This window comes from Aeromonas sp. 55A (genome assembly GCF_051919665.1).
In the GTDB taxonomy this organism is placed as follows: Bacteria; Pseudomonadota; Gammaproteobacteria; order Enterobacterales; family Aeromonadaceae; genus Aeromonas; species Aeromonas veronii.
Genome location: NZ_JBQBEH010000001.1, coordinates 42,936 through 61,271 on the forward strand (window position 1 = coordinate 42,936; position 18,336 = coordinate 61,271).

Below are 18,336 nucleotides of genomic sequence, written 5' to 3' on the forward strand. Positions count from 1 at the left end.
TCACTCCCTGATGGTTTGGGGAAGGTAACGCCTGGCCGGGAAATTTCAAATATTTTTTCCACTCCCCACCTCTTGCGCCGTTATTCCCGGGCAACGGAAAGCGCCAATTGCTGGCGTTGACCATTACTCCACTCGATATTTAACAACCAGATCATGACGGGTGATGTACAGCTCCCCACTTGGGTCACCCCCTGCCACTGTCCGTCTATTTGTTCAAAGCTCACCGGAATGGTGCCCATAAACATATCTTTGCCTTCGAGTGTCGCTTTCACCGGTTTGATGGCCGGATCGCCGCCGGTAATAGCGATGGCAAAGTCATGTTCGGCGCGCAGCGGTAATTCCTTGATGGCGACCGTCAGCGACTTGTCACCAATCAGCGCGCTGCAAGGGGTGTGGGAAAGATCACAAATCTGATCTTTTTTCTGGTCAGCAGAGACGCTGTTATCGGCCGAAAACCAGGTGCGATAAGCCATCAGCGCCAATAACAGCGCCAATACCAGTACGAGGTGCAAAACTTTACGTGCGGTAAGTCTCTCTTTCATCAAAAACAGCCCGATTAAGATGCAATTAAAATAGTTTTTTGTGATCTCGAACAAGGTAAAAAACTGCCATATCGAGACCGGACGGAGCCAAATATATCACTGTTTATACTGTTATTTTACCTGTCACTTCAGTATCATTCCCATGCAGTTTTCATTTAGCCATCTTTTGCTTTTCCTTTCGTTAACAGATGTTAACAACTGGTCGGCGGTGGCTGATGAAGCCAGTCCGGTCCTCCGGATACAAAACCAAACAACAGCAGCATCGGAAGCGGAATATAACGATGAGCCATACAACTAACCATCCTGAGTACAACTACACCGTTGTTCGCCAGTTTACCGTCATGACGATTGTCTGGGGAATTGTCGGCATGTCGGTTGGCGTACTGATCGCAGCCCAGTTGATCTGGCCTGCCCTCAACTTCGAGACCCCGTGGCTGACTTACAGTCGTCTGCGGCCCCTCCATACCAACGCAGTGATCTTCGCCTTCGGCGTCAGTGCACTGATGGCCACCTCGTTTTACGTGGTGCAGCGCACCTGTCAAACCAGACTGTTTGGTGGCCCGCTGGCTACTTTCGTCTTCTGGGGCTGGCAAGCAATCATTCTCTCTGCCGCCATCTCTCTGCCGCTGGGTTACACCTCCGCCAAAGAGTATGCCGAGCTGGAGTGGCCGATTGATATCGCCATCACTGTGGTATGGGTCGCCTATGCCATCGTCTTCTTCGGCACCCTGATGAAGCGCACCACCTCCCACATCTATGTGGCGAACTGGTTCTTCGGCGCCTTCATCATCACCGTTGCGGTGCTGCACATTGTCAACAACATGGAAGTGCCGCTCTCCGGCATGAAGTCCTACTCCATGTACTCCGGCGCCATGGACGCCATGGTGCAGTGGTGGTATGGCCACAACGCGGTAGGCTTCCTGCTGACCGCCGGTTTTCTGGGGATGATGTACTACTTCGTGCCCAAGCAGGCCGGTCGTCCGGTTTACTCCTATCGCCTCTCCATCGTGCACTTCTGGGCGCTGATCTCCCTCTATATCTGGGCCGGTCCGCACCACCTGCACTACACCGCACTGCCTGACTGGGCACAGTCCCTCGGCATGGTGATGTCCCTGATCCTGTTCGTACCTTCCTGGGGCGGCATGATCAACGGCATCATGACCCTCTCCGGTGCCTGGCACAAACTGCGTTATGACCCCATCCTGCGCTTCCTGATCGTCTCCCTCTCTTTCTACGGCATGTCGACCTTCGAAGGCCCGATGATGGCGATCAAAACCGTCAACGCCCTCTCCCACTACACCGACTGGACCGTTGGTCACGTTCACTCCGGTGCGCTGGGTTGGGTTGCCATGGTCTCCATCGGTGCGGTCTATCACCTGATCCCGAACCTGTTCGGCCAGGGCCGGATGTACAGCGTCAAGCTGATCAACGTTCACTTCTGGCTGGCGACCGTGGGCACCGTGCTCTACATCGTTGCCATGTGGATTTCCGGCGTGATGCAGGGCCTGATGTGGCGTGCAGTCAACGAAGACGGCACCCTGACCTACAGCTTCGTTGAAGCGCTGCAGGCATCCTATCCCTTCTATTTCGTGCGCTTCCTGGGTGGCTGCTTCTTCGTCACCGGCATGTTGCTGATGGCTTACAACGCCTATCGCACCATCACTGCGCCCAAAGGTTCTCTGGAACCTGTCGCCCAGCCAGCATGATTGAAGAGGTCAACCCATGAGCAACAATAACCGTCACGAAATATTTGAAAAAAGCGTTCCCATGCTGGTGGTCGGCATCATCTTCGCCATCAGTCTGGGGGGCCTGGTTGAAATCACTCCGCTGTTCTTCCAAAAGCAAACCACCGAGCCGGTGGAGGGCCTCAAGCCCTACACCGCTCTGCAGATGGAAGGACGCGACATCTTCATTCGCGAAGGCTGCACCAACTGCCACAGCCAGATGATCCGTCCGTTCCGTGCCGAAACCGAGCGTTACGGTCACTACTCGGTCGCCGGTGAGAGCGTCTGGGAGCACCCCTTCCTGTGGGGCTCCAAGCGTACTGGTCCGGATCTGGCCCGTGTTGGTGGCCGCTACTCCGACGAGTGGCACAAGGTTCACCTGATCAACCCGCGCGATGTGGTACCGGAATCCAACATGCCCGCCTACCCCTGGCTTGATACCAATGTGCTGACTGGCGAGATGACCGGCAAAAAACTGGCGCTGTTCCGCGATCACTTCGGTGTGCCCTATACCGACGCCGATATTCAGGGTGCTGGCGAAGCCGTCAAGGGCAAGACCGAGCTGGATGCGCTGGTGGCCTATCTGCAATCACTGGGTCATGCCCTGAAATAAGGAGGCGAAAATGGACTACGGCACATTTCGCGGTCTGTATACCCTGCTGTTGATGGCCATCATGATTGGCATCATCGTCTGGGCCTACAGCAAACGCCGCAAGACCTCTTTCGACGAGGCTGCCAATCTGGTTTTTGCCGATGATGAGCAACCCGGTGCTGATAAAAAGAACGCAGGAGCGAAACAATAATGAGCACTCTGTTTAGCATTTTTGTGACTGTCATCAGTCTGGGAACCATCCTCGGCTGCTTCTTGCTGCTGATGTGGTGCCGCAAGGACAAGATGGGTGTTGAAGAAGGCAAATCGATGGGACACTCCTTCGATGGCATCGAGGAGATCAACAACCCGCTGCCGAAGTGGTGGACTTACATGTTCCTCTTCTTCATCGTCACCGGTCTGGTCTATCTGATCGCCTTCCCGGGGCTTGGCAACTTCAAAGGCCTGCTGGGCTGGCAAAGTTCCAACCAAGACGTGCGCTCGCTGGCCGAGTCCAAGGCTGCAACCGAATCGGCCAAGGCCGAAGGTCGCGCGGTGGAGTACGACCGCGAGGTCGCCAAGGCTGACGAGATCTACGGCGCCAAGTTCCGTGAACTCACCTACGAAGCGGATGGCAAAACCTATCGTGCCATCACCGAGATCGCCAAGGATCCGGAAGCCCTGAAAGTGGGTCAGCGTCTGTTCCTGCAGAACTGCTCCCAGTGCCACGGCTCCGATGCCCGTGGTGGCCGCGGCTTCCCGAACCTGACCGACAGCGAATGGCAATGGGGCGGCCAGCCTGATCAAATCAAGACCACCATCATGGGCGGTCGTCAGGGGATCATGGCGGCCTGGGGTGAAATCCTCGGCAAAGATGGCGTTCAGGAAGTGGCCTCCTATGTGCTGAGCCTCTCCGGTCGCAAGGTTGACCTGGTGGAAGCGAAGAAAGGTGAAGCACGCTTTGCCATCTGCGCAGCTTGCCACGGGGCCGATGCCAAGGGCGGTATTGCCGTCGGTGCGCCAGATCTGACCAACAACACCTGGCTCTACGGTGGCTCCCGCGAAGTGGTGGTACAAACCATCACCCACGGTCGTCACGGCGTGATGCCAGCCTGGAAAGATATTCTGGGTGAGGACAAGGTTCACCTGCTGGCCTCCTACGTTTACAGCCTGTCTCATCAACAGTCTGCCAAATAAGGTTCGCCCGTAACGTTGTAACATGTGATAAACACGTGATTACACAGCAAAAAGCCTCGACTCCTCGAGGCTTTTTGTTATCTTGTGTTGCGTAAAAACCATCTTCCACGTTAATCATTCGTTTCATGGCAGTAGCAATCATGACCCAACCTCTATCCAAACCGTGGTATCGCCAATTCTGGCCCTGGTTTATCATCGCCCTCCCCACTGCCGCCGTGGTCGGCAGCATCGCCACCGCCATCATCGCCAGTAAGGATGGGGTCAATCTGGTGGCCGAGGACTATTACAAACAAGGGAAAGAGATCAATCAGGACTTGAGCAAGTTTGACCGCTCCGAAGCGCTCAATATCCGCTTTGGGCTGGAGGTTGACGGCAACGAGCTGACCCTCAAACCCATCAGCGGTGACATTCCTGCCGGGCAAGCTCTCTATCTCTCATTGTTCCACCCGACCTTGGCCGGTCAGGACAGCGAACACATGATCACCGCCGATGCGAGCGGCACCTATCGCCTCCATTTCGACAAGCCGCTGGTCGGCAAGTGGCACATTCGAGTCGATGCCTTTGATCACGAGTGGCGATTGCAAGAGACCGTCCAGCTGCCCACCCTGGCCCCTGTCGAACTCGACCCGAAAGGACGCTAAGCCATGACCGGCTGTTCTCACTGTGGCGAGCCGGTGCTCGCCACCGCCCCTGCTGCTTGTATTCTGCATTCAGGGGGACATAACGCATGACCCCCTGCTTTCACTGCGGCGAGCCGGTACCCGCCAATAGTGGCTATGCCCTCGAGATAAAGGGGATTGTTCGCCCCATGTGCTGCCCCGGTTGTCAGGCGGTGGCAGAAACCATCATGGAGTGCGGCCTCGCCAGTTACTACGATCACCGCACCGCCCCCGGTACCAAGGGGGATCTGGTACCCGAGGAGCTGGCCGCCCTCACCCACTACGATCTGGCAGAAGTGCAACAGGAGTTTGTCACCGACAGCGGTACCCTTCGCGAAATCCAGCTGACAGTAGAAGGGCTCACCTGCGCCGCCTGTGCCTGGCTTATCGAACGCCACCTGATGACCCTTGGCGGCTTGCGCTACATCAACGTCAACACCACCACCCACCGGGCCCGCATCAAGTGGGATCCGGAGCTGCTCTCCCTGAGTGACATCCTCAAGGGATTCGCCCAAATCGGCTATCGTGCCTACCCGTTCCAGACCCATCAACAGGAAGCGCTCTACGCCAAAGAGGTGCGCAGCTATATGTTCCGGCTGGCACTGGCAGGGCTTGGCTCGATGCAGGTGATGATGTGCGCCGTGGCCCTCTATATGGATCTCTTCATCAGCGTTGAAGATGAGTTCATGGTCTACTTCAAGTGGATAAGCCTGCTGCTCTCCACCCCCATCATGATCTACTCGGCCCAGCCCTTTTACGTGGGTGCCTGGCGCAGCCTGAAACAGGGTCACCTGTCGATGGATGTGTCGGTGTCGCTGGCGCTGATCGGGGCTTTTATCGCCTCCATATGGGCCACTGTGTTCAATACCGGTGAGGTCTATTACGACTCCATCACCATGTTCGTCTTCTTCCTGCTGCTGGGGCGCTTTCTCGAGTTGCGGGCCCGGCGCAAGGCGTCGGAGTCGAGCTCCAACCTGGCCAGACTGGTGCCCATCATGGCGACCCGCATCGATGATGAAGGAGAGCATGAGGTAGCGGCCAAGACCTTGCAGGTCGGCGATCGGGTGCGGGTACTGGCCGGCGCCACCTTGCCAGCGGACGGCATCATTGTCGAAGGGCAAGCCAGCCTCAACGAATCCATGCTGACCGGTGAACAGCTGCCCCTGCTTAAACAGCGCGGTGAGCAGGTCTATGCCGGCACCATCAACACGGATGCGCCGCTACAGATCCGGGTGACCCACCGCATCGAAGAGTCGCGGATCGCCCAGATCATGCGGCTGCAGGATCACGCTCTTGATGACAAACCAGCCATCGCACAGATGGCGGATCAGCTGTCGCGCCACTTTATTCTGGTGCTGCTGATCATTGCCGCTGCGGTCTGGACCTTCTGGCACTTCCATCAACCGGATCAGGCGTTCTGGGTCACCCTCGCCGTGCTGGTTGCCACCTGCCCCTGTGCCCTGTCGCTGGCCACTCCGACGGCGCTAACCTCGGCCACCGCCAATCTGACCCGCAACGGCATTCTGCTGCGCCGTGGTCATGTGCTGGACGTGCTGACCAAGGCCAACCGGATCGTGATGGACAAGACTGGCACCCTGACCACAGGTGAGATCAGTCTGACAGGCACCACCACCTTGGCAGAGATGGACGAGGCGCACTGCCTCGCCATCGCCCGGGCCATGGAGGCGCAATCCGAACACCCCATTGCCCGCGCCTTCCGACTGCCCGCCGACAGCATCGCCGTGTTGCCATCCGTTCGCGAGATCACCCCGGTCATCGGTCACGGCATCACGGCGCTGGTTGATGGCGTACGCTACCGCATCGGCAGTGCCCGCTGGCTTGGGCTGGATCCGGCGCAAGAACGCGGCCGCGGTCTGGCTATCTATCTGGCCGACGAGCAGCAGGTCTTGGCCCGCTTCAATCTGGAAGATACCCTGCGCCCCGATGCCAGGGCGCTGATCGCGGCATTCAAGACGGCAGGTCTGCAAACTACCGTGCTGACTGGCGACAGCTCTTTTCAGGCAGACGAGATTGCCCGCGAGCTGGGCGTGGATGAGCTGGTCAAGGGGGTCTCACCCGATGGCAAGCTGACCTACCTCAAGGCCCGGGAAGCCCAGGGGGATATCAGCATCATGGTGGGCGATGGCATCAACGACGCCCCGGTACTGGCCGGAGCTCACGCCTCGTTCGCCATGGCTGGTGGCACCGATCTGGCGAAAAACAGCGCCGATGCCATCCTGCTGGCCGATGACCTGAGCCGACTGCTCGAGGCCAGAGTGCTGGCAATGCGTACCCGCAAGATCATCATCGAGAACTTCGCCTGGTCCATCGGTTACAACCTGCTGGTGCTGCCGTTGGCGGCCTGCGGCTGGCTGCCCCCCTATCTGGCGGCGGCGGGCATGTCGCTCAGCTCACTCATCGTGGTAACCAACTCCATGCGCCTCAACCGATGAGGCTGGGGGCGGAAAATAGCTGAAAATGTGGCCTGCCTCCGATGCAGGCCACATTTCTAATTGATAGCGGCTGGCCCCCTGCCCGAACAGGGTTACCATAGGGGACGCTTGCCAAGGATGAAAGCCAAGGTACCTCTCATGAATATAATTTTTGTCCTGATCCCCATCGCCATCCTGTTTGTGATCATCGCCGGGGTCGTCTTCTTCTGGGCCATTCGCTCCGAACAGTTTGAAGATCTCGACCGGCAGGGCTCCAACATCCTGTTTGACGAAGAGCAACCTGCCCACAAACCCGTAAAGCCTGCTGACCATGACCCACAACCTTGATCTGGCCGGCGCCCTGCTGGTCGGACTGGCAGGCTCCGCCCACTGCATCGGCATGTGTGGGGGTGTCTCCGCCGCGCTCTCCATGGCGATCCCCGCCAACAAGCAGCACTTCTGGGGGCGACTCGCCTATCTGCTCAACTACAACCTCGGCCGGATCCTGAGCTATGTCATTGCAGGTGCACTGGTGGGCGGCCTGCTCGCCACCACCAGCGAGCTGGGCACAGGCAAACACGCTATTGCCGGCTTGCGTCTCGTGGCAGCGCTATTGATGATTGCGCTTGGTCTCTATCTGGCGGGCTGGTGGCAAGGGATCTTGCTGCTGGAGCGGCTCGGCGCCAGACTTTGGCCCCGTATCAAACCGCTGGCGGGCAAGTTTCTCCCCTTCACCTCACCGCTGCAGGCATTGCCCTTTGGCATGGTGTGGGGCTGGCTGCCCTGCGGGCTGGTCTATTCCATGCTCACCTGGAGCGCGGCGGCGGGTTCAGCCAGTGGTGGGGCGCTCATCATGCTCTTTTTTGGCCTCGGCACCCTGCCCACCTTGTTCGCGTTGGGGGGGCTTGCCGATCGCCTGAGATACTGGCTCACCCTGCGCAGTTTGCGCCTTGGCGGTGCCCTGCTGCTCATTTTGTTCGGGGTGCATACCTTCTGGATTGGCATTGCTTCCTTTTGAAACCCTATCCAAAACGGATGAGTTGATGGTAAACTTGTTTGATATAAATCAATTATTCGTATGAGCCTATGATCCCGGAAAAGAAACCTGGCAGACGTATCCAGAGCGGTGGCTGTGCAATTCATTGCCAGGATTGCAGCATCAGTCAGCTCTGTATTCCCTTCACTCTGAACGACAACGAGCTTGATCAGCTGGACAGCATCATCGAGCGCAAGAAGCCGATCCAGAAGGGTGAAGAGCTGTTCAAGGCTGGCGACGAGTTCAAATCGCTCTATGCCATCCGTTCCGGGACCATCAAGTCTTACACCATCACCGAGCAAGGGGATGAGCAGATCACCGCGTTCCACCTCGCGGGAGATCTGGTCGGTTTCGATGCCATCCACAAACAGGCACACCCCTCCTTCGCCCAGGCGCTGGAAACCGCCATGGTATGCGAGATCCCCTTTGAAGTGCTCGACGATCTCTCCGGCAAGATGCCCAAGCTGCGCCAGCAGATCATGCGTCTGATGAGCAACGAAATCATGGGCGATCAGGAGATGATCCTGCTGCTCTCCAAGAAGAATGCCGAAGAGCGCCTCGCCGCCTTCCTGCACAATCTCTCGGTACGCTTCTCCGAGCGCGGTTTCTCCGCCAAGGAGTTCCGTCTCTCCATGACCCGTGGTGACATTGGCAACTATCTGGGTCTGACCGTCGAGACCATCAGTCGTCTGCTCGGCCGCTTCCAGAAGTCCGGTCTCATCAGCGTCAAAGGCAAATACATTACCGTGCTGGATCAGGTCGCGCTGGGCATGATGGCCGGTGCTACTCGCCCGCCCTGCGGCTGATTTTTCCGCTTACTCTCCCGCTATTTTCCTGTGTTCCCTGCCGGATCCTTTCCTCTGGAATGTGATCCGGTACGTTCCCCATACCCTCCTCCTGCGCTAAGCTGTAATGGCTAAGATTCTGCTGTCATTGGACTTTTCCAAGGAGGAGAAGATGGTCAAATATCAGAATATTCTGGTGGTTATCAATCCAGAAGAGGAGCGTCAAATCGCCCTCGAACGGGCAGTCAAAGTCGCCGAGCTGGACGAAAACGCCCATCTGACCCTGCTGCTCACCATCTATGACTTCTCGTATGAAATGACCGCCATGCTCTCGGTGGACGAGCGGCAAGAGATGCGCGACGGCGTCATTTCACAGCGACGTGAGTGGCTGGACGAGATCCTGACCCCCTATCGGGCACAGGGGATCGAATGCGAAGTGAAAGTGGTCTGGCACAATCGTCCCTTCGAGTGCGTGATCCAGGAGGTGCTGGAGCAGCGCCACGATCTGGTGGTCAAAGCCACTCACCATCACAGCTTCCTGCAAACCTTCATCTTTACCCCCACCGACTGGCATCTGCTGCGCAAATGCCCCTGTCCGGTGCTGCTGGTCAAGGAGGGGCACTGGCAACGGGGTGGCAACATCATCGCCGCCATCAACTGCTCAAGTGACGACCCGGATCAGAAACTGCTCAACGAGCGGATCACCCAAGAGGGGAGCGATATCGCCGAACTGCTGGGCTCCAACCTCTATCTGGTCAACACCTACCCGGGCACCCCGGTCAACGTGGCCATCGAGCTGCCGGAGTTTGACCCCAACGCCTATAACGAGGCGATCCGCAAACACCATGAAAGCCTGCTGCTCAGCCATGCCGACAAGTTCGGGATTGGTCATCTCTGGACCCGGGTAGCTGAAGGACTACCGGAAGAGGTGTTGCCGGATATGGCCGAAGAGCTCAAGGCAACCTTGATGATCATGGGCTGCGTCGGCCGTACCGGGCTTTCTGCAGCTTTGCTCGGCAATACCGCCGAACATGTGATTGACCGCCTCTCCTGCGACATCCTGATCCTCAAACCGGCGGACTACAGCTGCCCGGTCGACAGCCGTCGCAATCAATCATAAGGTGCCTGGCACCTTGCCCTCCCCCGGGACATGGCTATAATAACGCGCTTATTTGTGTCCCGGGTTTTACGAGCATGCTAGAAGAGCTGAACGCCAAAGAAAAATACAGTTTTAACAAACTGCAGAAGCGCCTGCGGCGCAACGTGGGTCAGGCCATTGCCGACTTCAACATGATTGAAGAGGGCGACAAGGTCATGGTCTGCCTCTCCGGCGGCAAGGACAGCTTCGGTATGCTCGACATACTGATGAGCCTCAAAGCCAGCGCCCCCATCCATTTCGATCTGGTTGCCGTCAACCTGGATCAGAAGCAGCCCGGTTTCCCCGAGCATGTGCTGCCCGAGTACCTGGATTCCCTCGGCATCGAGTACAAGATTGTCGAAGAGGATACCTACTCCATCGTCAAGGAGAAGGTACCGGAAGGCAAAACCACCTGCTCCCTCTGCTCACGGCTGCGCCGCGGTATTCTCTACCGCACCGCCCAGGAGCTGGGTTGCACCAAGATTGCCCTTGGCCACCACCGCGACGACATCCTCGAGACCCTGTTCCTCAACATGTTCTACGGTGGCAAGCTCAAGTCCATGCCGCCCAAGCTGGTGAGCGACGATGGCAAGAACGTGGTGATCCGCCCGCTGGCCTACTGCAAAGAGAAGGATCTGATCCGCTACGCCGACGTCAAAGCCTTCCCCATCATTCCGTGCAACCTGTGCGGCTCGCAGGAGAACCTGCAGCGTCAGGCCATCAAACAGATGATGCAGGATTGGGATCGCCGCTTCCCCGGTCGTATCGAAACCATGTTCACAGCAATTCAGGACGTGATCCCGAGCCACCTGCTCGATCACAAGCTGTTTGACTTCAAGAGCATCAACCGCGACTCCGGCATCATAGATGGCGGCGACAAGGCGTTTGATCCGCCCGAGATGCCAAAGGCGCCGCTGCTGGACATCGACGAGATGGACATGCTGGATGTGATTGAAGTGCGCTAAGCCGCGCTCACAAGGCAAACGCCACACAATAAAAAAAGGAGCGATCATCGCTCCTTTTTGCTTTCTTGATCTGCCTGTTACCAACGTGACAGCACCATCTATATCAACCCTTGTGCAACCAGGGGGTCAGTCGCAGCACGTCACCCTGCAGGCGCAGTTGCCCGGTCGCGAACGCGGCCAATTGCTCATTGCTCAGCAGCAGGTGGCCTTCCTGCCAGGGCAGCGCCTCCTGACGGGCGCCATCAATCAGATAGGCGGTGCCGCTCTGTTGCACCAGGGTAATGCGTACCCCTTCCATCTTCGGCAGGAAGTGCTTGCCGACCATGCCCGCCATCTTGTCGAGCAGCGACTGCATTTGCTGCTGACGGGCCGCCAACTCCGCCAGCGGCAGCTCGGGGCCATTTGGTACGTCGGCCATCACCTGTACCGTCATATCGCATGTGGCGTGCTCTTCTTTCAGGCCGACGGTCACGATCCCCTTGTCGAGGTTGAGATCCTCATCAAAAGGCAGGCGCAGTTCGCTATCGACCGTTACCTCGCCCGCCACTTCCTTGCTGTCGGTTGCAACCCGGGCAAAGGTTAGGCCACAGCGCTGACCATTTTGCGGATCGGTCAGATAAAACCCCAGTCTGGCGTGACCAAACTCCCCTTTGGCAAAGGTCTTCATCTGGCTGTAGAAGGTGCTGTATTGCAGATCCAGCACCGGCTCAGCCAGCGCCAGCCCAGGCAGCAAGAGCGTGGCTAGCAGACTCTGGCGCACAGCCTTGGTCACTCCATATCGACGGGTCATTCAACGTCCTTTTGCATCATGCATTGAAATGGTTGGGGCCTTCTGTCACCTCGTTAACCTCTACCCCCACCCCGCAGAGATCCCGATAGAGGATCCCCTTGCAGTTGAAATAGAGCGGTGCCACCCAGATAAGCCCCAACCCCATGGGGATCAGAGCCAGGAAGAAGAGCGCGGTCATCACGCCGTGGAACAACACAATGCTGGGCCAGCCGCGCGCAAAGAGCTTGAGAGAGACCAGAATGGCCTGGGGCGGCGTCAGGCCGCGCTCCAGCACCAGCGGCACGGTAAAGAGCAGCCCCATGCCGATCAGGGCCGAGGGAATGAATGAGAGCACGGCGGGCAAGCCCAGCAGATCGAACAGCGGGCCAAACAGGCTGGTGAGCAGACTGCCAAGCAGGCTCAGCATGCCGAGGCGTACAAAGTGGCGGAAGAAGTCGAACACCTGGTTGGCCCGGGCGCGTACCCCGACCGACTGCTGCAACCCCAGCATATCGAGGGAGCTGGTCATGGGAGCCATCACCACCGTCATCAGCAGGCTCAGCACCATGGCCACATTCATCTGGCTGTCATCCCCCAGATAGGGCAACAGCAGCACATTGCTGAGCAGGATCCAGATCGCCGTCACCCCGACAATCGCCAGCAGCAGGCCAAATCCGGTACGGCGGGTCTGTTGCCATCCCTCCTGGATGACCCCTTTCAGATCAAGGCGGTAGCCCTGGTTCAGAGACTGCTCAAGGGAGCCGCCAATACGCATTTTATTACTCAATTGACTATCCAATATCGAAAACGACCAAATCAGGTGGCACATTATAGCGATTTGGTCTGCTATTCGTAGCCGTTTTTCCTGCGCACTTGCGGCTAATTCGGGCCAAAAAGCCTTTAATTTCATGTGTCGGCTGCATAGAATGCGGCCCTCTTTCAACACGATGGCCACTGGCTGGGGTGAGACTGGCGGATGATGAACAATCCACAGGTAATTGTCGCGCTGAACAAGATCAGCAAAAAATACGATGGCAAGGTGATTCTGAGTGACCTTGACCTTGAAATCTACGATGGTGAATTTCTTACCCTGCTAGGCCCCTCCGGCTGTGGCAAGACCACCCTGCTGCGCCTGCTGGCCGGACTCGAATCGGTCGATGGTGGCTCCATCCATCTGGCCGGTGACGAGATCACCCATATCCCCGCCGAACACAGGCATATCAACACCGTGTTCCAGAGCTATGCGCTCTTCCCCCATATGACGGTGTTTGAAAACGTCGCCTTTGGCCTCGAGATGCAGAAAGTACCGGCCAGCGAGATCCGCCAGCGGGTCGAGGAGACACTCGCCATGGTGCAGCTCACCGAGCTGGCCAACCGCCGCCCGGATCAGCTCTCCGGCGGTCAGCAGCAACGGGTCGCCATCGCCCGCGCCGTGGTCAACAAGCCGCGCCTGCTGCTGCTCGATGAATCCCTCTCGGCGCTCGACTACAAGCTGCGCAAGCAGATGCAGAGCGAGCTCAAGGCGCTGCAGCGTCGCCTTGGCATCACCTTTGTCTTCGTTACCCATGATCAGGAAGAGGCGCTCACCATGTCTGATCGCATCCTGGTGATGGAGGGCGGCAAGATCATCCAGCGCGGCACCCCGCGCGATATCTACGAATCGCCAGCCAACCTGTTCGTGGCCCGCTTTATCGGAGAGATCAATGTGATGGATGGCAAGCTGATCAATCAGCGCGATCCCGGTATCTGGCAGGCTGAGGTGGAGGGGCGCGAATGCCTGCTTCATACCACACTGCCGTTCCAACCAGACGACAAGGTGCTGGTGCTGCTGCGCCCGGAAGATCTGCGCATTCTCGATCAGGATGACGATCAGAGCGGCGCGCTGCGGGGCAATATCCGCGAGCGCAACTACAAGGGGGCGACGCTGGATTCGGTGATCGCGTTAGAGAGCGGAAAACAGCTGCTTATCTCCGAGTTCTTCGACGAGGATGACCCCGACTTTGACTACCGTCTGGGTCAGGAGGTGGCGATCCACTGGGTCGACAGCTGGGAGGTGGTGCTGCCCTATGAGCCTCACTAATCTGCGGGTAGCGCACAGCTTTGCCCACAATGGCTTTCGCAACGGGGCCATCGCGCTGATCCTCGGCTGGCTGACGCTGTTTGTCTTCCTGCCCAACCTGATGATCATCGGCGTCAGCTTCCTGACCCGTGACGAGTCCGAGCTTATCGCGCCGCTCTTTACCCTGAGCAACTATGGCCGCCTGCTGGACCCCCTCTATTTCGAGGTGCTGCTCCACTCCCTCTGGCTGGCGTTGCTCGCCACCGCCATCTGCTTGCTGGTGGGCTACCCCTTTGCCTGGCTGCTGGCTCATCTGCCAACGCGTATCCGCCCGCTGCTGCTGTTTCTGGTGGTGGTGCCGTTCTGGACCAACTCCCTGATCCGCACCTATGCGCTGAAAGTGCTGCTCGGCACCCGGGGGCTGATCAATGGCTGGCTGCTGGATCTGGGGCTTATCGAGCGACCTCTGCAGATGATGTATACCGAGGTGGCCGTCATCATCGGGCTGGTCTATGTGCTGCTCCCCTTTATGGTGCTGCCGCTCTACTCCAGCATCGAGAAGCTGGATGGCCGTTTGCTGGAGGCGGCGCGAGATCTTGGCGCCAACGGCTGGCAGCGGCTGGTGCGGATCATCTTGCCCCTCACCCTGCCCGGCATCATCGCCGGTTGTCTGCTGGTGTTCCTGCCCGCCATGGGGATGTTCTACGTCTCCGACTTGCTGGGGGGCGCCAAGCACCTGCTGATCGGCAACCTCATCAAGACCCAGTTCCTCAACAGCCGTGACTGGCCCTTTGGCGCCGCCATCAGCGTGATGCTGACGGTGCTGATGGCGCTGTTGGTCTACTGCTACTGGCGGGCGGGCAAACTACTCAGCAAGAAGGGGGAGCTGGCATGATGCGCGCACTGAAAGCTCTGTTCCTGCTGCTGGTGTTTGGCTATCTCTATGTGCCCATCGGGGTGCTGATCGCCAACTCCTTCAACCTGTCGAAATATGGCATCGACTGGCGCGGCTTTACTCTGGGCTGGTATGAGAAGCTGTTTGCCAGCGCCAGCCTGATGCAGGCGGCCCAGCACTCACTTACTATCGCCGCCCTCACCGCCACCGCAGCCACCCTGATCGGCACCCTCACCGCCGTGGCGCTGTTTCGCTACCGCTTTCGCGGCAAGCAGTACGTGAGCGGCATGCTGTTTGTGGTGATGATGTCCCCCGATATCGTCATGGCCATCTCCCTGCTGACTCTGTTTGTGGTGACCGGCATTGCGCTGGGCTTCTGGTCGCTGCTGATCGCCCACATCACCTTCTGCCTGCCGTTTGTGGTGATCACCGTCTACTCGCGGCTGTGCGGTTTTGATGTGCGGATGCTGGAGGCGGCACGGGATCTGGGGGCTGGCGAGTGGATCATCCTTCGCCGCATCATACTGCCGCTGGCCCTGCCGGCGGTGATGGCGGGCTGGCTGCTCTCCTTTACCCTGTCTCTGGATGACGTGGTGGTGAGCTCCTTTGTGACCGGCCCGGCCTACGAGATCCTGCCGCTCAAGATCTACTCCATGGTCAAGGTGGGGGTCTCCCCCGAGGTCAACGCCCTGGCCACCCTGATGCTGGTCGCCTCCCTCGGGATGGTGCTGCTGGCGCAACTGTTACTGCGTAAACGGCAGGGTTGACCCTGCCCGTTTCGTCCCCGCCATCTTTGGCGAACTCTGTCACGGTGGGCCGCAAGGCCCCATAACCCCAAGGAGTTGTTGATGACAATCCAACACAAGGCCGGCGCCCTGCTGGCAGCCGCCCTCACCCTCACCACCCCGCTGCTGAGCCAGAGCGCTCACGCGGCCGATGACAAGGTGGTCTACTTCTACAACTGGTCGGAATATGTGCCGGACGGCCTGCTGGAGCAGTTCCAGCAAGAAACCGGCATCAAGGTGATCTACTCCACCTACGAATCCAACGAGACCCTCTACGCCAAACTGAAAACCCATGGCGACGGCTATGACGTGGTGGTGCCCAGCACCTACTTCATCTCGAAAATGGCCAAAGAGGGAATGCTGCAGCCGCTGGATCGCGCCCAGCTGCCCAACTTCAAGCACCTCGACCCTACCCTGCTCAACCACGAGTACGACCCGGACAACCGCTACTCCATCCCCTATATCTGGGGCGCAACCGGGATCGGCACCAACACCGACATCATCGAGCAGCCGGTGACCAGCTGGAAGCAGCTCTGGGCACCGGAGTGGAAAGAGAGCCTGCTGCTGATGGACGATGCCCGCGAGGTGTTCCATATCGCGCTGGTGCAGCTGGGCTACAGCCCCAACACCCAGGACAAGGCGCAGATCGCCGAAGCGTTCGAATACCTGAAAAAGTTGATGCCCAACGTCAAGGCGTTCAACTCCGACAACCCGGCCGACCCCTTTATCGCCGGTGAGGTCAATATCGGCATGCTGTGGAACGGCTCGGCCTACGGCGCCCAGCGCGAATACCCCTCCATCCAGATGACCTACCCCGAAGAAGGGGCGGTACTCTGGATGGACAACCTCGCCATCCCGGCCAAGGCCAAGCATGTGAAAGAGGCCCACGCCCTGATCAACTTCCTGATGCGCCCCGATGTGGCCGCCAAGGTGGCCGAGGCAATTGGCTACCCCACCCCAGTCAAGGATGCCATTCCCCTGCTCACCCCAGCGCTTCGCAACAACCCCATGGTCTTCCCGAGCGACGAGATCAAGCGCAAGGGCGAATTCCAGTCCGATGTGGGTGATGCCTCCCGCCTCTACGAGCAGTACTTCCTGCAGCTTAAAGCCATGGTGGCCAAGGCCGGTTAAGTCGGCGGTTAATCGACCCTCTGACGGGCTTAATGGATAAAGGGGGCAATATTTGCCCCCTTCTCTTTTTAACCACCAGCGCAATTTTTAAGCACAACAGTCATAGACACTGAGAGGCACAGGCGCGCATCGATTAACAGCAAAATATATAGATAGTCATCTTTAAGCCAGACAGACCACAATTTTTGTAAGTGCTCCACTGCAGCCGGCTTCAGAGCAAATTTGTAGGGAAATATGAGGGGGGGCGATGTATTTCTCCATTTAGAAGGGAGGAACTCATAGCGACCCCACTGTGGAGATATAGGCAAAACGGATGTGTTTATGGGGAATAACTGTGCAATTTTATCGAAACAGCTAACGTCCGATTACGATTCGCTAATCTAACTAACAGTCTTTATACCCCATTTTCATAGGACAAATTATTATTTAGTGGATCGCCATATGCACTCTCTAAAACAGTATTTTGTTTAGCGCTTGACATTTTGTCCTCCATAACGAATTTAAAATTAACTATCGATGGTAGCGGTTTATTATGAACTTTATATTTACGTCTATATGTATTTACTTCTCTTTGATTCAGTCGCTTACAAACAACACCACCTTTTAATTTGTTAAGACCAACATCTGGTCGGCATGAAATATTTACACTCCCCAGTTTTAACTCACTCCAATTACTGTATGCTGAAGATAAAAAATACCCTTGACGATTATGTTGATCTGAAGGGTTAGCTTTCAAATTAGCCTCCAACTCGGAACCTGCCTTCACTATAAAATAGCCAACAGAATCTAACACCCAATTACATCGGCCAGGCAATAAATAGTCTTTTGACACTTTTACACTGAATCTGTTTGATTGATATTTCTTAATGGGGTTATCTATTTGCCATCCCCTGAGTCTAGTATTTGCAGGTATAACACCGAACGCATAAAAAGTTTTGCTGCAAGTAGAGTCAGTTTTATTAGATGCAATGAAAGTACTATGAACAGCTAATTGATAGCCCTTATCAAAAGGAAACTCACCCTGAATAGTAAACAATTCTGTTGGGGTGGGATTAATCTCTGGCTCAATATAGGGCTCTTTAAGCCACCAGTACCACCCTCCGCCTATCACGGCCAAAGCTACAAAACCCGATATCAGTTTGGTTTTATTTTTGATATTTCTTGAGTTTCCCTTTTCATCATCCATTGATCACCTCTTTATTTTCCTTAACCTACTTCCTACCTTTCCTTAAGACTCTCAATTTCGCTGAGTTTCACTCCCCTTCTCTTAGTAAACAACATGGCTACTGCATATATATTTCCAACTACCTACATGCTGTTTTATAACCGGATTAAAGCATGATAAAACATTACAGCCACCATGAAAGCCGTGGAAAGTTTGTAGAAGAACATGGTATCAAACACAAACGATTGCAGTCATCAAAAAGTTATCTAAAAAGGCCGTTTTCTGTTTGATGATCTAAATGAAGATCAGTCTTGTTAGATAGGATTCATTGTAACGACCCAAAAATTAGAATATCTGATGACGATCATATCGTGCAAGAGCGGGAAAACAACCAAGGACGCTATTGTGCCCCAGTCCTTTCAGTACCAACCGCCCATCCTCAGGTATCAACTATCCCATCAAGTT

General features: G+C 56.8%; 19 protein-coding genes. 15 read left to right on the plus strand and 4 right to left on the minus strand.

Features of this window, described 5'->3' with window-relative positions; genetic code table 11:
- Window positions 1-80: 80 nt before the first annotated feature.
- Entirely contained in the window at window positions 81-542 is a 462-nt protein-coding gene (locus ACTG2G_RS00190; RefSeq protein WP_139432897.1) for a hypothetical protein, read from the minus strand.
- Between the two features lie 281 nt (window positions 543-823).
- On the opposite strand from ACTG2G_RS00190, the gene ccoN reads away from it, so the two are divergent.
- The 11 genes from ccoN to ttcA all read left to right on the plus strand — a co-directional run bounded on the left by ccoN (window position 824) and on the right by ttcA (window position 11,067).
- Entirely contained in the window at window positions 824-2,248 is a 1,425-nt protein-coding gene (ccoN, locus tag ACTG2G_RS00195; protein WP_005336616.1) for a cytochrome-c oxidase, cbb3-type subunit I, read from the plus strand.
- A gap of 16 nt (window positions 2,249-2,264) precedes the next feature.
- Entirely contained in the window at window positions 2,265-2,879 is a 615-nt protein-coding gene (ccoO, locus tag ACTG2G_RS00200) for a cytochrome-c oxidase, cbb3-type subunit II (RefSeq protein ID WP_021230095.1), read from the plus strand.
- A gap of 10 nt (window positions 2,880-2,889) precedes the next feature.
- The gene (locus tag ACTG2G_RS00205; protein WP_005336620.1) at window positions 2,890-3,069 is read left to right on the plus strand and encodes a CcoQ/FixQ family Cbb3-type cytochrome c oxidase assembly chaperone; all 180 of its coding nucleotides are present in this window, start codon (window positions 2,890-2,892) and stop codon (window positions 3,067-3,069) included.
- Window positions 3,069-4,052 (plus strand): cytochrome-c oxidase, cbb3-type subunit III, encoded by a 984-nt coding sequence (ccoP, locus tag ACTG2G_RS00210; protein ID WP_005351929.1) that lies wholly within the window; start codon window positions 3,069-3,071, stop codon window positions 4,050-4,052. The genes ACTG2G_RS00205 and ccoP overlap by 1 nt, the downstream gene beginning before the upstream one ends.
- Before the next feature lie 140 nt (window positions 4,053-4,192).
- Window positions 4,193-4,693, plus strand: coding sequence for a FixH family protein (locus ACTG2G_RS00215; protein ID WP_043820362.1), 501 nt, complete (start codon window positions 4,193-4,195; stop codon window positions 4,691-4,693).
- 86 nt (window positions 4,694-4,779) lie between these two features.
- Window positions 4,780-7,164: a heavy metal translocating P-type ATPase gene (locus ACTG2G_RS00220; protein WP_421386477.1), complete on the plus strand. Its 2,385-nt coding sequence runs from the start codon at window positions 4,780-4,782 to the stop codon at window positions 7,162-7,164.
- Window positions 7,165-7,302: 138 nt separating this feature from the next.
- Window positions 7,303-7,491 (plus strand): cbb3-type cytochrome oxidase assembly protein CcoS, encoded by a 189-nt coding sequence (gene ccoS, locus ACTG2G_RS00225; RefSeq protein WP_005336630.1) that lies wholly within the window; start codon window positions 7,303-7,305, stop codon window positions 7,489-7,491.
- Window positions 7,475-8,161: a sulfite exporter TauE/SafE family protein gene (locus ACTG2G_RS00230; protein ID WP_193860260.1), complete on the plus strand. Its 687-nt coding sequence runs from the start codon at window positions 7,475-7,477 to the stop codon at window positions 8,159-8,161. Before ccoS ends, ACTG2G_RS00230 begins: the two co-directional genes overlap by 17 nt.
- Before the next feature lie 68 nt (window positions 8,162-8,229).
- On the plus strand, window positions 8,230-8,985 hold the full coding sequence (locus ACTG2G_RS00235; protein WP_005336632.1) for an FNR family transcription factor: 756 nt from the start codon (window positions 8,230-8,232) through the stop codon (window positions 8,983-8,985).
- 151 nt (window positions 8,986-9,136) lie between these two features.
- Entirely contained in the window at window positions 9,137-10,084 is a 948-nt protein-coding gene (gene uspE, locus ACTG2G_RS00240; RefSeq protein WP_005345417.1) for a universal stress protein UspE, read from the plus strand.
- 74 nt (window positions 10,085-10,158) lie between these two features.
- Window positions 10,159-11,067, plus strand: a complete 909-nt coding sequence (gene ttcA, locus ACTG2G_RS00245; RefSeq protein ID WP_005336634.1) for a tRNA 2-thiocytidine(32) synthetase TtcA — start codon at window positions 10,159-10,161, stop codon at window positions 11,065-11,067.
- A 103-nt stretch (window positions 11,068-11,170) separates the two neighbouring features.
- Here the strand turns inward: ttcA and ACTG2G_RS00250 are convergent, their stop codons facing one another.
- On the minus strand, window positions 11,171-11,857 hold the full coding sequence (locus tag ACTG2G_RS00250; protein ID WP_058057690.1) for a DUF2987 domain-containing protein: 687 nt from the start codon (window positions 11,855-11,857) through the stop codon (window positions 11,171-11,173).
- 16 nt (window positions 11,858-11,873) lie between these two features.
- Window positions 11,874-12,611, minus strand: coding sequence for a hypothetical protein (locus ACTG2G_RS00255; protein ID WP_005351939.1), 738 nt, complete (start codon window positions 12,609-12,611; stop codon window positions 11,874-11,876).
- Between the two features lie 201 nt (window positions 12,612-12,812).
- On the opposite strand from ACTG2G_RS00255, the gene potA reads away from it, so the two are divergent.
- The 4 genes from potA (at window position 12,813) to ACTG2G_RS00275 (ending at window position 16,706) form a co-directional block, all read left to right on the plus strand.
- The gene (gene potA / locus ACTG2G_RS00260) at window positions 12,813-13,916 is read left to right on the plus strand and encodes a spermidine/putrescine ABC transporter ATP-binding protein PotA (protein ID WP_439985000.1); all 1,104 of its coding nucleotides are present in this window, start codon (window positions 12,813-12,815) and stop codon (window positions 13,914-13,916) included.
- Window positions 13,903-14,790 (plus strand): spermidine/putrescine ABC transporter permease PotB, encoded by an 888-nt coding sequence (potB, locus tag ACTG2G_RS00265; protein ID WP_071910068.1) that lies wholly within the window; start codon window positions 13,903-13,905, stop codon window positions 14,788-14,790. Before potA ends, potB begins: the two co-directional genes overlap by 14 nt.
- On the plus strand, window positions 14,787-15,557 hold the full coding sequence (gene potC, locus ACTG2G_RS00270; RefSeq protein ID WP_005336644.1) for a spermidine/putrescine ABC transporter permease PotC: 771 nt from the start codon (window positions 14,787-14,789) through the stop codon (window positions 15,555-15,557). The genes potB and potC overlap by 4 nt, the downstream gene beginning before the upstream one ends.
- An 81-nt stretch (window positions 15,558-15,638) precedes the next feature.
- The gene (locus tag ACTG2G_RS00275; protein WP_421230990.1) at window positions 15,639-16,706 is read left to right on the plus strand and encodes an extracellular solute-binding protein; all 1,068 of its coding nucleotides are present in this window, start codon (window positions 15,639-15,641) and stop codon (window positions 16,704-16,706) included.
- Between the two features lie 394 nt (window positions 16,707-17,100).
- On the opposite strand, the gene ACTG2G_RS00280 is transcribed toward ACTG2G_RS00275, so the two are convergent.
- On the minus strand, window positions 17,101-17,892 hold the full coding sequence (locus ACTG2G_RS00280; protein ID WP_216962774.1) for a hypothetical protein: 792 nt from the start codon (window positions 17,890-17,892) through the stop codon (window positions 17,101-17,103).
- Window positions 17,893-18,336 lie beyond the last annotated feature (444 nt).